The organism is Vibrio sp. CUB2, assembly GCF_001557945.1.
GTDB classification, from domain to species: domain Bacteria; phylum Pseudomonadota; class Gammaproteobacteria; order Enterobacterales; family Vibrionaceae; genus Vibrio; species Vibrio owensii.
Genome location: NZ_LNRB01000007.1, coordinates 141,779 through 154,832, shown reverse-complemented (window position 1 = coordinate 154,832; position 13,054 = coordinate 141,779). Strand labels below are relative to the sequence as shown.

Sequence of the window (13,054 nt, the reverse complement as noted above, 5' to 3'; positions counted from 1 at the left end):
GAGCATCAGTGCGCAATACGATCATGAATAATAAAAGACTTAATAGGACATGACATGAGACTAGTACTTGCCATTCTAATTCCTTGGCTTCAATTTTTTACTATTGGCCGTTATTGGGCGGGCGTGATCTGTTTGCTATTGCAGATTACTTTAATCGGTTGGTTGCCTGCGGCCATTTGGTCTGTCTATGCATTGGTTAATTACGAAACGGATAAGAAAATCGAGAAATTGGCTGCAGAGAAAGATGGCCCTGAGACGTTCTCAAACTATGCTCGAAAAGCGCCAGCATCGTCTGATCAAGATGGTGGTGGGGACGAGTAAGTGTTTTCGTCGAATATAAGCAAGCCTTACTTCTCTTGGTGCTTACTTTTGAGTTGTTTTGGGTTTGCTTCTGGTGCACAGGCAGAGCTCACGATTCAAGAAGCGGTCGATTTATGGATATTAGATGGGGCAGAGTTTCGTCAGATGGTGAAATGCTCCCCGCAAGCGCAGTTGAATAATGGTGTGCAGCAAATCTATTACGATTCGTCATCTTGTGTATTGAGTGAACTGGCGACTTACGCTTTGGCTAAAGAGTGTTTTGGTGATGCGAAGGCTCAGCGCGTCAATATTCTGGATGCTGCGGATAAATCGAAAGTGATGTCTTTTGATATCAACGCTGCCAGCTGTTCGTTATTAGAGAAAAAAGCGGGCCAGAAGAAATCAAAACCGGCGCCTCCGCCAAAGCCATCTCAACCATCGACCTCAAATTCTAAAGCTTACGTCGTTCAGCTCTACTCTGGTGTTAAGCCACCGAACAAGGTATTTGCTCAGTGTGCAACTGTACCTTTATATGAGCATCACATTCATGGTTCGTACTATTTGTTCAGTGATGTTTATTTCCATTACTCAGAAGCCAAACAATTGATGGATCACTTGCAGTACGAATGCCCTGATTTATCGATGTGGATTCGCCCGATAAAGCGCTAGTTAAGACTGCTAATAAAAAATCCCCCAACAGTTTCCTGCTGGGGGATTTTTCGTAGGGCTAATTCACGAATGAATTAGTTGTTTTTATGCAGTTCGCTGTTCAGTTCAACCGCGCTCTTGTTTGCAAGACACTCGATTTGACCTGTTACAGAGTTACGACGGAACAGTAGGTCAGAAACACCAGCAAGATCACGTGCTTTCACTACTTCTACCTCTTGGCCTGCAGAATCTAGCATGCGCACTTTAGAACCAGCAGTTACGTATAGACCTGATTCGATAGTACAACGGTCACCCATTGGGAAGCCAAGACCTGCGTTCGCGCCTAGTAGAGAGTTTTCACCGATAGAAACCACAACTTTACCGCCGCCAGATAGCGTACCCATGATAGATGCGCCGCCGCCGATGTCAGAGCCGTTACCAACCACTACGCCAGCAGAGATACGACCTTCAACCATGCTCACGCCAGTTGTACCTGCGTTGAAGTTGATGAAGCCTTCATGCATTACCGTTGTGCCTTCGCCAACGTGTGCGCCAAGACGTACACGAGAAGTGTCAGCGATACGAACGCCAGTTGGTACCACGTAGTCCACCATTTTAGGGAACTTGTCTACGCAATCTACGCTTAGTGCACGACCCGCTAGGCGAGCTTCGATTTGACGCTCTGCTAGTTCAGGTAGGTCGATTGGACCTTCGTTAGTCCATGCGATGTTGTGTAGTAGACCGAAGATGCCGTCTAGTACCGTACCGTGTGGTTGAACTAGGCGGTTAGAGATAAGTTGAAGTTTTAGGAAACCTTCAGCAACGCTTTGTGGCTGCTCGTCAGTTGCAAGAATAACCAGTACAAGTGGTTGTGCTGATTCTGCTGCTTTTGCTGCGAAAGATGCGTTTGCCGCATCGCCGTTTGCTTCAAATGCTGCTGCCAGTTCTGCGCTTTGTGCTGCAGAGATCTCGATAGCTTGGTTGCCTTGCTCGTAACCTGCTACTTCTGCTAGTGCGTTAACAAGCGCTTCGCTTGGGTTAAGAACTGGGTTTGGGAAAAACGCTTCGATGATTTTGCCGTCGCGGTTTTTAGTTGCCGTACCAAAGGCTAGAGAGAAGAAAGCCATAGTTGATCTCCATGTGTTGAGTCTTGTGTCTCGTCTGTTCACTGACAAGAAATAATTAAGTTGTCAGTCATCATAAAGAGAGTATTGGGGAGTTTAAAGAGGGGAAATGGAGAAAGTCCGTAGATGGATACCTTTTGTCTTTTTATAGATATGTTTGTCTGATGAGAAATGTGTCGCAAAAGCCTTATCAGACTGATTTTGGGCAGAGACACAATGAAGTTGGAGAAGAGAGCATCGCAAAAAAATAAGGGGAGGACCGAAGTCACTCCCCCTACACTGGGTTTGTGGGATTTACTGGCTTTGGATAGTAAAGCGATAAATCGACTTAGAGGCTTAGCTCACCGACCTCTACTGCAAGTGCAACCGTTGCCCCTACCATTGGATTGTTGCCCATACCGATGAAGCCCATCATCGCTACGTGTGCTGGTACTGAAGAGCTACCCGCGAATTGCGCATCGGCGTGCATGCGACCCATGGTATCGGTCATACCGTAGGATGCAGGACCTGCCGCCACATTATCTGGGTGTAGAGTACGACCAGTACCACCACCTGATGCCACAGAGAAGTAAGGCATGCCTTCACGGTTACGTTCTGCTTTGTAGATGCCTGCTACAGGGTGTTGGAAGCGAGTCGGGTTGGTTGAGTTACCTGTGATGCTCACATCCACTTGTTCTTTATACATGATAGCTACGCCTTCACGCACATCATCAGCACCGTAACAAAGGATCTCACCACGTGGACCTTGGGAGAAACGGCGACGTTCTACTTCCACTAACTCACCAGTTTGGTAGTTGTATTGAGTGCGTACGTAAGTGAAACCATTGATGCGTGAGATTAGGTAAGCGGCGTCTTTACCCAAACCATTTAGGATAACTTTCAACGGATTTTTACGTGATTTGTTCACGTTCAATGCGATTTTAATTGCGCCTTCTGCCGCTGCGAATGACTCATGGCCCGCAAGGAAAGCGAAACAGCCACTTTCTTCATTCAATAGACGAGCCGCCAATGCACCGTGACCGATACCCACTTGGCGTTGCTCTGCGACGCTGCCTGGTTTTGTGCACGCCTGAAGACCTTCACCGATGATGTTTGCAGCTTCTTCTGCTGTTTTTGCACCGCGGAAAATCGCCAAAGCAGTGCCCAGTGTATAGGCATCGGCAGCGCTTTCAAACGCGATAGGTTGAGTGTCCATCACTAGCGCTTTAGGGTCGATACCACGATCCATACAGTATTGGTAAGCCTCTTCCAGAGAAGAAAGTTGCATTTCGTCTAATGTGCGACGTACAGATTCAGTAATTGGAGTGTTCATAATCTCTTTCCTCTTGGTGGCAATTATTGTTGGCGTGGGTTGATGGTAGTTACGGTTTCGTCAAAACGACCGTAAGTCCCCGTTGCTTTGTCTGCAGCTTCTGCAGCAGATACGCCTTCGTTGATGGCTTTCATCATCTTGCCGAGGTTGAGATATTGGTAACCACTCACTTCTTTGTTTTCGTCTAGCGCGAGTTTTGTTACGTAGCCTTCAGCCAACTCCATGTAACGCACGCCTTTTGCTTTAGTTGAGTAACTAGTACCCACTTGGCTACGTTGAGTTTGACCAAGGTCTTCCAGTGCCGCACCAATTTCCAAGCCGCCTTCAGAGAAAGCAGATTGAGTACGACCGTAAACAAATTGAAGGAAGATTTCGCGCATCGCGACGTTAATAGCATCACATACCAAGTCGGTATTCAGTGCTTCAAGAATGGTTTTGCCAGTTAGGATTTCTGCGGCCATCGCGGCTGATTGAGTCATGCCTGAACAGCCGATCGTTTCGATCAAAGCTTCTTCGATGATGCCGTTTTTGACGTTAAGAGTCAGTTTTGCTGCACCTTGTTGAGGAGCGCAAGCGCCAACGCCGTGGCTAAGACCAGAAATCGCGATAACGTCTTTTGGGTTGATCATTGCGCCTTCAACAGGGATCGGTGCAGATGCATGAAGATCGCCGCGTTGAATCGGGCACATTGATTGGATTTCGTGTGAATATTGCATAATGTTTTCCCAGTGTATTTTTATTTTTTGAGAAAACAGGAGCGGGGTTGGAGAAGAGTTGAATTGCTCACTACAGAACTCTTGCTTTCACAATATAGGCGAAAGCATTTCCAACAGGGCTGACCTGTTTTCGTTTCTGTAGGAGTCATTAGCTTTAAAGCGGTTCGAATCTTTCGATTCCGGTGGTACCCCATCACCGTGCCTATTTAGATTAGATCTAAGTCACACTAATCTGCAACATGAAATTTAGAGCAATTTGGGATATTAAATCGGTTCTTTATATTCTCAGAGATATATGGCGATAAATACAACGCATAAAAAACGCCGCATAATGCGACGTTTTTTCTAAACAAATGAGAGGCTTATGCAGCGTCTTCTTGCTCGCTTTCTTCTTCAACAGCTTCAAGCTTCTTTGCTTTTTTTGGTGCAGGTTTACGTTTTGCACCCAGAGCGTAAAGCACTTCTTCTTTGTTTTGCGCAAGGTACATTGCAAGATCTTCTTGCTTACCTTCGTCTTCTAGAAGTTCACTCTTACCTAGCAGTGAGAATAACTCGTCCGCCATATCCAGCATTTTGTCGTATGCGTCAGCTTCCGCTTTAGAGGTAAAAGTCATTTTCTCTTCTCCATTGCGTTCTACCACGTACTTGACGATTACAGCCATGGTTGGTCCTCTAAGTTAATTTGTTAAATTCTATACTGGCTTTTTATACAGTTTTTGACCAATTAAGTCTAGCGACAAGCCTCAGAATGAGAGCCGTGTACAACTAACTGACCAGCATTTGAACTATCTGCCTTGAACTATCTCCCGTGAACGACCCATCTCGAACTAGCCATCTTTAAGATGTGGGTTCTCTGGCCGCTCCCAATCTTGGCAGAATTCAATGAATGTACGCAGGAGCGGGTTTTGATACTTCTCTTTGTGGATCAAAAGCCAGAAGCGACGCTTCATGTCTAGTGGCATGTTGAGCATTTTCACACGACCATCACGAATTGCAGGTTCAGCAGATAGGCGTGATAAACAACCTAGGCCAAGTCCGGCAGATACCGAATTGATCAGCGCTTCTGTTGTATTGAGCTGAAAAGCCTCATGCCAGTGTTCTAGACGCGGAGCGATGGCTCGCATAAAGAACTCTCGAGAGCCAGAACCCGCCTCACGCAGAATCCATTCCGTGTCTTCGAGCTCGTTTAGGCTGATAGGTCCTTCATCGAAGTTAGGGTAGTCCGGCGGACAAATCACACACATTTCGTCTTCACTGAATTGCGTTGATTCTAACTCTGGGTGTATGGTCTTGCCCTCAATGAGCGCGATGTCGAGTTCGTACGCGATCAACATGTCACAAATCTGGGCAGAGTTAGAGATGAACAAACTTTGCGATTGGTGATTGGTTTCATCACGAAAATCACTTAACAGGTAAGGCGCAACTTGGTTGCCGATGGTGTCACTGGCACCGATGCGAAGCAGTCCTGATAAGGTTTGGTCGCCATCGAACACACTCTCAATATCCCGAGCTCGGTTGAGGAGTTCATCCGCGAGGGGCAAAAGTTTTTGTCCTTCTTGGTTGAGAATTAAGCGGTTGTTCACCCGGTCAAATAGGTGATGACCAATTTGTTTCTCCAACTCAGACAGCGCCATACTCACGGCCGCCTTAGAAAGAAACAGGCTTTCAGAAGCCGCAGTTAGCGTTTTGTGCTGAGTGATCGTAGTAAAAACTTTCAGTTGTTTAAGAGAGATATGACTAGGCATGATATTCCGTTAAGTTTATCTGAACGTTAGTTTTAAATAATTAGATATATTGGAACGAAGTGCAAGAGTAATATACACCCCATAGAAAGTTAGCCTAGATTTTGAGGTCGTAATGATTCAAAGAACAAAAGCAAAAGTAATGGGAGCACCAACCCCAATGGCGGGTCTAGCTCTTGGTATTGCGAGCTTAGGTTGGAGTTGGGAAAACTTCGCCGAATTACATGGCTATGGACAGTGGATTAGCGCAGGTATTGCAAGCGTACTGCTAGCAATCTTGGCGACTAAATTTCTTTTTCACAATCATTTGCTGAGACAAGATCTTGCGCACCCTGTGGTGGGTAGTGTCGTTCCAACTTTCGCGATGGGAACCATGGTGGTTTCAAATTCTCTAGGGCACTTTTTCCCTGTTGCAGGTGACGTGCTTTGGTTAGTGGCGGTAGCTCTACATATCGTGTTCCTAGTGAGCTTCTTGTACCACCGCGCGAAAGACTTCGAACTACACCACATGGTGCCAAGCTGGTTCGTACCACCAGTGGGTATTATCGTTGCAGACGTGTCTTTCTCTGGTAACCCAGTACTTGCACCTATTGCACACGGTGCGTTGATCTTCGGTATGGTGGCTTACGCGGTGATGTTGCCAATGATGATCTACCGTTTTATGTTCACTCATGAAATTCCAGATGCAGCAAAACCAACCATGGCAATCATGGCGGCACCAGCAAGCCTATCGTTGGCTGGGTACTTAACCGTAACGGCAACACCTTCACCAGTGATTATTGCTCTGTTGTTTGGTATCGCGGTATTGATGACAGCCATCATCTACTTAGCCTTCTTTAAATTGCTAAGACTGCCATTTAGCCCTGGTTACGCAGCGTTTACCTTCCCAATGGTGATTGGTGCAACGGCTCTGTTCAAAACAGCAAACTGGATGGAAGCAAATGGTCTAGCAGCGCACTATGTACAACAAGTTCGCGGTCTAGCAGGCATCGAATTGATTGTGGCAACGATTGTGGTGACTTACGTAGGTTTGCAATACATCAATAACTTACTAATCCAACCACGCTTGATGACGACACATCACGCATAAGTCTTACTCGTAAAGCAAAGTCTCTTGGTCTCTCTCGCCAAGAGGCTTTTTTTTGTATCGGTAGGATCGGGACTAAAGCTAATCTGAAGATAAAAAAATGCCACCCCAAAAGGGTGGCAGGAAAAATAGATACAATTTTAATACATCAAACTTTAGTAACCGCGGCCATTGTAGCGAGAGTTCTCATGCAGAAGATGGCAATTCGAAACTTACCTCTCTTCACTATGCCTACCTGTCTGATGGGCGTGAGTTCTTTCTTTTTATCCTTTTTTATAGAAGCGTGACATTTCATCGAGAGAATCTTGAATCACGTTCACTGGCACTTGGTGTTCCGTATCCACTTTAAGTTGATTATTGAGTTGTTGAGAGTGCCCACCTGGGTTTACCACTAACATGGTTTCTTTCCCTACCAGCGCATAGTTGTAATAACTGCCCGCAATGAACCAATCACGTGGAACACAATTATCAAACAGGTCTCGTCCTACGCTATACGATTGGGTGTCGCCTTTAACGTCGAATAGCACGTTCATTAGAGTTGGAACAATGTCATAGTGTGTGGTGCGGTAGTTGATCTGCTCTGGCTGATGATCTGGAAGATAAACGTATAACGGCACATGCACTTGAGTATCACTGTAGTTACCCGTATGGCCCCAGTAATTCATCTTATGGTCGTTAAATTCCTCACCGTGGTCGGAAGTAATCACCACAATGGTGTTCTCTAAGTCGACATTCTTCAGTACTTTCGCAATCAAACTGTCGATGAAATACAACGAGTTCTTATAGCGGTTATGATAAAGCGAGGCGTCAAAATCGTTATTCAGAAGAATATGATCGACACGTTCCCAGTAAGGCTTGAATTTAGCAAACTCAGGCTCTGGAAAACTGGTGCCATGAGCCGAATCGTAAAACAAGAAGCTAAAATACGGCTTGTCGCTATCTTGCTTTTGAAACTGAATAAACTCATCGGTGATCTGCTGGTCACGTTTGATTTGTGTTTCGCCAGTTTGTTTAAGGGTGAGATCTTTCACCTTTTTAAAGACGGTGCGCGACAAAGGCGGGCTGGTTAATGGTGCTGAGCCAAAAATACCCATTCGATAGCCTTGGTTTTGCAGGGTATCCATGAAGACGGGGGATTTTTGACTCGCATAAAAGCTGTCCCAGTAAGTTGCTGGCAAGCTGTAGAACAGACTAAAAATGCCCGCCTGAGTAGAGTTACCACCGCTCATGTGTTGAGAGAAATTGATCGTTTTTTCGCTGAACTTGCTGACATTTGGCATGATCTCTGGTGTTGCGTCACTGTGGCGCCAAGCATCAACCAGAATGAACAACACATTCGGCTGTTTAGCTTTAGGTTTAACATTTACAGGGGCGAGTGGGTAGTTCAGTGAACTGCTTTCAATGTTTTTCAGCTCCACTCGGTTTTGTGAGGCAATGGTTTCATCCACCAAGTGATGACGATAGATAAACTTACGCGCCGTTAATGGGTAGTAAAGAGGCCAGTTATTCGAGAACTGGCTGACTTCGTCGTCATAGAGTGCGTTCTTATACGCGTGGACAACCTGAGTGCTCAGCAACAAGCTAAACCAAACCGCAACAATCACAAACTTTGCTCGGCTCTGAGCCAGTTTATTGGCTAACCAAACGGTGCATGCCAAGCCAATGGCGAGCAGTGCAATGTCGCTAATAAAGATCAGCCAACTCATCCAAGAGATTTCAAATACGTCACGACCGCCTTCGAAGAACATGCGGATCAACAGGCCATTGATGTGCAGTTTGTATTGCTGGAAAACGAGGATATCGACTTTCAACATGATCAAGAGTGTGATGGCAATGGTGATCACAACGACTTTGAACATGCGCGTCGGCAAAAAGGACAGCAATAAACAACCCAGCATCAGCGGAAGAGCAATTAAACCCAACCAGCCAAATTGTGTAGCAAGTAAATAATATTCTTGCAGAAAGGTGAGCGGTTCTGCTTGGTTATTTGACAGCAAAAATGGGTAACAAGCGATCGACAGATAAAGCGCAAAGCAAGCAAAAAATGCAATCAGCCAAGCGCTATTTGAAGAAAATTTGCGCAACATAGTTTTGGTATTCCAGTGCTTTTTCATCCCTATCAAATCAAGAACAAAGTGCGGCTCAGCGTGAAATCAAGATGACTTGAACCCCGTGATTCTTCGCCTTTCACTCAATATTCAATTTGATGGGTATTGTTATAAAAATTTGCGTGAATTATAAAACAGTGTTTTTTATCATGAAATAGTTGTGACTGATGTCACGCTTTGTATTTGCGTGTAAGACGTGACTTACAAATGTCAGTTGCTGGTTATTTGCGCAGAGTTTGAGTGTTCTCTAACCTTTTGTTATTTAAGCTATCGAGATCGCTCTAGGAATAAATGTGGCTGTGCTAAGCTTGCTAGCAGTTTCCATTGGCATTCGGTGCTCCTACTTTGTTTACTGTCTATCACTCCAATCAGGTCGATGTTCTCAAATCACTTCTTGTTGAACTGATTCGCATCAATCCATTAGAAAACCCATTCGAAAAAGAGCAAATTCTGGTTCAAAGCCCGGGCATGTCTCAGTGGTTAAAAATGGAATTGGCGAAAGAGTTTGGTGTTGCGGCAAACCTAGAATTTCCGCTGCCAGCGACTTTCATTTGGGACATGTTCACCCAAGTATTGGCTGATGTGCCTAAGCGCAGTGCCTTCAACAAAGAAGCCATGACGTGGAAGTTGATGCACTTGCTTCCGGGTTTACTAAACGAAGCATCATTCGAACCTTTGGCTCGTTATCTTCAGGACGACAGTGACAACTCCAAGCTGTATCAATTGGCAGAGAAAATTGCTGATATTTTCGACGGTTATTTGGTGTATCGCCCAGAATGGATTGCAAGCTGGGAAGCCGGACAAACGGTACCTGAACTTGAAGACGAACACCCATGGCAGCCAGTTTTGTGGCAAGCATTGTACGACCACACAGTTACCCTTGGGCAATCGCCTTATCATCGTGCCAATTTGTACGAACACTTCATTGATACGCTCGAAAACTTCAACGGTAACTTTGACCATCTGCCGAAGCGTCTGTTTGTGTTTGGTATCTCTTCACTGCCGCCACGCTACATGGATGCGCTCAAAGCCATTGGTGAACACATTGATGTGCACTTGATGTTTACCAACCCTTGTCGCTATTACTGGGGGGAGGTACGCGACCGTAAATTCCTAGCTCGCTTAGCCGCAAAGCATCGCCAGCACGTGGTGTGGCAAGAAGACCATTCTGAAGTGCAAGGTGAGACTGAGCAGTTAAAAGGTTCACTAGAAGAAAACGTGGTGGATGAGCTGCATACCGATGTGGTGGGTAACAGCTTGTTGGCGTCGATGGGTAAACTTGGGCGCGATAACATGTATCTTTTGTCGCAGCTCGAATCCCATGAGATTGAAGCTTTTGTTGATGTCGAGCGAGACAGTCTGCTCCATCAACTTCAAGCCGATATTCTTAATTTAGAAGAGCACCAAGACGACGAGCAAATCGACAGCAGTCAGCACAAACAAGTGGTGAGTTTGGGTGATAAATCTCTGAGCTTGCACTCTTGCCACAGCCCAATGCGAGAAGTGGAAGTGCTACACGATCAGCTTTTGGCAATGTTCGATGCTGATCCGACACTGAAACCGCGCGATATTATTGTCATGGTGGCAGACATCAATGCCTACAGCCCTGCGATTCAGGCGGTATTCGGCAATGCGCCGGGTGAGCGATTCATTCCTTACTCGATTTCAGACCGAACGGCCGATCAAGAAAGCCCAATTTTGGCGGCTTTCATGCAACTTGTTAATTTACCGAATACACGTTGCTTGGCTTCTGAATTACTTGAGTTGTTAGAAACGCCAGCGATTTTGAAGCGATTCGACTTAAGCGAAGATGACTTCCTTCAAGCCAAACAATGGGTGGAAGAATCTGGCATTCGCTGGGGGCTAGATAGCCATACGGGCAGCGAATTTGAACTGCCAGAAACACGCCAAAACACATGGGAATTTGGTATCCAGCGTATGTTATTAGGTTACGCGATGCCAGAATCTGCCGGTTTGTTTGAAGCGCAAGAAGGTAGCCTCTCGCCATACAATGAAGTGCAAGGTATGGGCGCAGAACTTGCTGGTAAGTTAGCCCATTTTATTCAACAAATTAGCCAATATCGCCGCAAACTTTCCCATGTTCAGTCGATTGATGCATGGCGTGAAACCTTGGTGGCGATGTTGGATGACTTCTTCTCCGTTGAGTTAGAAGGGGAAATGGCACTCAAGTCGATTCGAGATACCTTAAGCCAACTGAAAGAACAGCTAACCGATGCGGCATTTGATGATGCCTTGTCGCCTTCTATTGTTAGCCAGTATCTACAAAACAAGCTGTCAGGAACACGGGTCAGCCAGCGCTTCCTTGCCGGACAAGTGAACTTCTGTACTCTGATGCCGATGCGCTCGATCCCATTTAGAACCGTGTGTCTGCTGGGTATGAACGATGGTGTTTACCCGCGTTCAATGCCACCGGAAGGTTTTGACTTAATGACGGGGCGCACTAAGCCGGGCGACCGTTCACGCCGAGACGATGACCGTTACCTATTCTTAGAAGCCATGTTGTCTGCGCAGCAAAGTTTGTACATCAGTTACGTTGGGCGCTCTATCCAAGATAACACCGAGCGCGTGCCGTCTGTGCTGGTATCGGAGTTGATGGAATACTGCCATCAGAACTACTGTCTAAATGGCGATCAAGACCAGCCCGTCGATGATTCCGGAGATAAACTACTCAAGGAGTTAGTGAATGTGCATGCCATGGTGCCATTCAGCCCAAGTGCATTCCAAGGTTCTCACTCAAGCTATGCTAAGGAGTGGATTCCGGCCGCGTTGACCCAAAGCAATCAATCGCAAGGTCATGCGCGTGGCGAGTTTAACCGCGCCTTGGATGATTACTTACTTGGCGCAACCTTCCCAATCGAGTTGGACTTGGTGGAATTACAACGCTTCTGGCGTTTGCCAGTGCAGTATTTCTTTAACCGCCGTTTGAAAGTGATGTTCGAGCCGCCATTGCCAGTGATGGAAGACGATGAACCATTCGTGTTAGGTGGCTTAGAAAGCTATCAGATGCGCGATGAGTTACTAGAAACCTTGCTCGAAACCGCCATTACTCAACCGTCCGCAAAAGCAGATGCACTCAAGCACTTTATGAGTGAGCAACGCGCACAGGGCAAATTACCGGTTGGCGCATTTGGTGATATCGAGTTTGAAACCAACCGCGTGCAAGCTGAAGAGCTGGTGGATAAGTTGGCGTTTTTGTCCGGTGCGCCGCAAGACGATTTAGAAATCGACCTTACCTTCGATGTACTTGGTGAAGGAAAGAATATCCGTCTAACTGGTTGGTTAACTCAATGCTATCAGTCTGGCTTGATTCGCTACCGCAGCGGTAAAATTCGTGCGCAGGATTACCTTGCTGCATGGATCGATCATCTTGCTATGTCTGCCTCTGGTCAGGCTAGAAAGACCCACGTTATCGGTTATGACCGCAAGGAAGGCGCGGTGCATTTGGTTTACCCAGCAATGGCAGATGCTGCACAAGCAAAACAACTGCTTGCTGAATTAGTACGTCTGTTTTTTGAAGGCATGACCAAGCCATTGCCATATTTCCCGAAAACAGCACTGGCGTGTGTCGAAGCGGGCTTTAGTCGTGGCCACTGGGCTGATGACGAAGAGAAATCGCTGAAGAAAATGGCGGACGCATTCAATGATGGTTACATGAGCCCAGGCGAAGGAAACAATGCGTATATCTCGCGTATTTGGTCTGCTTGGAATGATGAGCTTGCAGCAGAAGTTCGCACACTGACTGCATTGGTTCTTCAAGGCGCAAGATTGACGGCGATGGATGCCAATGATGAAAAGTAAGTTGGATTATTTAGACAAAAAAGAGAGTAGGGTGGCCGCCAGAAAATCATTATTTTTTGTAGGGCGTTCGCTGTACGGCCACAAGGTCAGAGGGACCATGATTCGTTTGAGTGTAGCCGCCTGAAAGGCTTGGCTTATCTCGTGAGGCGCATACTAACGGTACTCCGTAATGATAACCGTGAGTGAGATCCCACAAAG

10 protein-coding genes and 1 riboswitch are annotated in these 13,054 nt (G+C 46.3%); of the genes, 4 read left to right on the top strand and 6 right to left on the bottom strand.

What is annotated here, in order from left to right; all coding sequences use genetic code 11:
• The first annotated feature begins 54 nt into the window (after nt 1-54).
• Together ATB78_RS13375 and ATB78_RS13370 are read left to right on the top strand one after the other, a co-directional pair.
• Complete coding sequence (locus ATB78_RS13375) at nt 55-321, top strand: YqaE/Pmp3 family membrane protein (RefSeq protein WP_005436586.1); 267 nt, start codon at nt 55-57, stop codon at nt 319-321.
• 48 nt (nt 322-369) lie between these two features.
• Nucleotides 370-969, top strand: coding sequence for a hypothetical protein (locus ATB78_RS13370; protein ID WP_216613169.1), 600 nt, complete (start codon nt 370-372; stop codon nt 967-969).
• Nucleotides 970-1,043: 74 nt separating this feature from the next.
• Here ATB78_RS13370 and dapD read toward each other — a convergent pair whose 3' ends face one another.
• From dapD to ATB78_RS13345, 5 genes are all read right to left on the bottom strand, one after another.
• The gene (gene dapD / locus ATB78_RS13365) at nt 1,044-2,075 is read right to left on the bottom strand and encodes a 2,3,4,5-tetrahydropyridine-2,6-dicarboxylate N-succinyltransferase (protein WP_061008893.1); all 1,032 of its coding nucleotides are present in this window, start codon (nt 2,073-2,075) and stop codon (nt 1,044-1,046) included.
• 325 nt (nt 2,076-2,400) lie between these two features.
• Nucleotides 2,401-3,384: a GGGtGRT protein gene (locus ATB78_RS13360; protein ID WP_061008892.1), complete on the bottom strand. Its 984-nt coding sequence runs from the start codon at nt 3,382-3,384 to the stop codon at nt 2,401-2,403.
• 23 nt (nt 3,385-3,407) lie between these two features.
• Nucleotides 3,408-4,100, bottom strand: a complete 693-nt coding sequence (locus tag ATB78_RS13355) for an iron-sulfur cluster assembly scaffold protein (protein ID WP_061008891.1) — start codon at nt 4,098-4,100, stop codon at nt 3,408-3,410.
• Nucleotides 4,101-4,232: 132 nt separating this feature from the next.
• Nucleotides 4,233-4,307, bottom strand: a riboswitch (Fluoride riboswitch).
• Nucleotides 4,308-4,462: 155 nt separating this feature from the next.
• Entirely contained in the window at nt 4,463-4,762 is a 300-nt protein-coding gene (locus ATB78_RS13350) for a YebG family protein (protein WP_012128748.1), read from the bottom strand.
• Between the two features lie 165 nt (nt 4,763-4,927).
• Entirely contained in the window at nt 4,928-5,845 is a 918-nt protein-coding gene (locus ATB78_RS13345; protein WP_005427361.1) for a LysR family transcriptional regulator, read from the bottom strand.
• Between the two features lie 112 nt (nt 5,846-5,957).
• Between ATB78_RS13345 and ATB78_RS13340 the strand changes: the two genes are divergently transcribed.
• Complete coding sequence (locus ATB78_RS13340; RefSeq protein WP_009707465.1) at nt 5,958-6,932, top strand: TDT family transporter; 975 nt, start codon at nt 5,958-5,960, stop codon at nt 6,930-6,932.
• Nucleotides 6,933-7,192: 260 nt separating this feature from the next.
• Here the strand turns inward: ATB78_RS13340 and ATB78_RS13335 are convergent, their stop codons facing one another.
• Entirely contained in the window at nt 7,193-9,016 is a 1,824-nt protein-coding gene (locus tag ATB78_RS13335) for a DUF3413 domain-containing protein (RefSeq protein ID WP_061008890.1), read from the bottom strand.
• A 366-nt stretch (nt 9,017-9,382) separates the two neighbouring features.
• Between ATB78_RS13335 and recC the strand changes: the two genes are divergently transcribed.
• Entirely contained in the window at nt 9,383-12,856 is a 3,474-nt protein-coding gene (recC, locus tag ATB78_RS13330; protein WP_061008958.1) for an exodeoxyribonuclease V subunit gamma, read from the top strand.
• The last annotated feature ends 198 nt before the right edge of the window (nt 12,857-13,054 follow it).

What these genes read in the sequence shown, in the direction of transcription:
- ATB78_RS13375 (WP_005436586.1), top strand. Translation starts at nt 55, where the DNA reads ATGAGACTAGTACTTGCCATTCTAATTCCTTGGCTTCAATTTTTTACT.
- ATB78_RS13335 (WP_061008890.1), bottom strand. Translation starts at nt 9,016, where the DNA reads ATGTTGCGCAAATTTTCTTCAAATAGCGCTTGGCTGATTGCATTTTTT.
- dapD (WP_061008893.1), bottom strand. Translation starts at nt 2,075, where the DNA reads ATGGCTTTCTTCTCTCTAGCCTTTGGTACGGCAACTAAAAACCGCGAC.
- ATB78_RS13350 (WP_012128748.1), bottom strand. Translation starts at nt 4,762, where the DNA reads ATGGCTGTAATCGTCAAGTACGTGGTAGAACGCAATGGAGAAGAGAAA.
- ATB78_RS13360 (WP_061008892.1), bottom strand. Translation starts at nt 3,384, where the DNA reads ATGAACACTCCAATTACTGAATCTGTACGTCGCACATTAGACGAAATG.
- ATB78_RS13340 (WP_009707465.1), top strand. Translation starts at nt 5,958, where the DNA reads ATGATTCAAAGAACAAAAGCAAAAGTAATGGGAGCACCAACCCCAATG.
- ATB78_RS13355 (WP_061008891.1), bottom strand. Translation starts at nt 4,100, where the DNA reads ATGCAATATTCACACGAAATCCAATCAATGTGCCCGATTCAACGCGGC.
- ATB78_RS13345 (WP_005427361.1), bottom strand. Translation starts at nt 5,845, where the DNA reads ATGCCTAGTCATATCTCTCTTAAACAACTGAAAGTTTTTACTACGATC.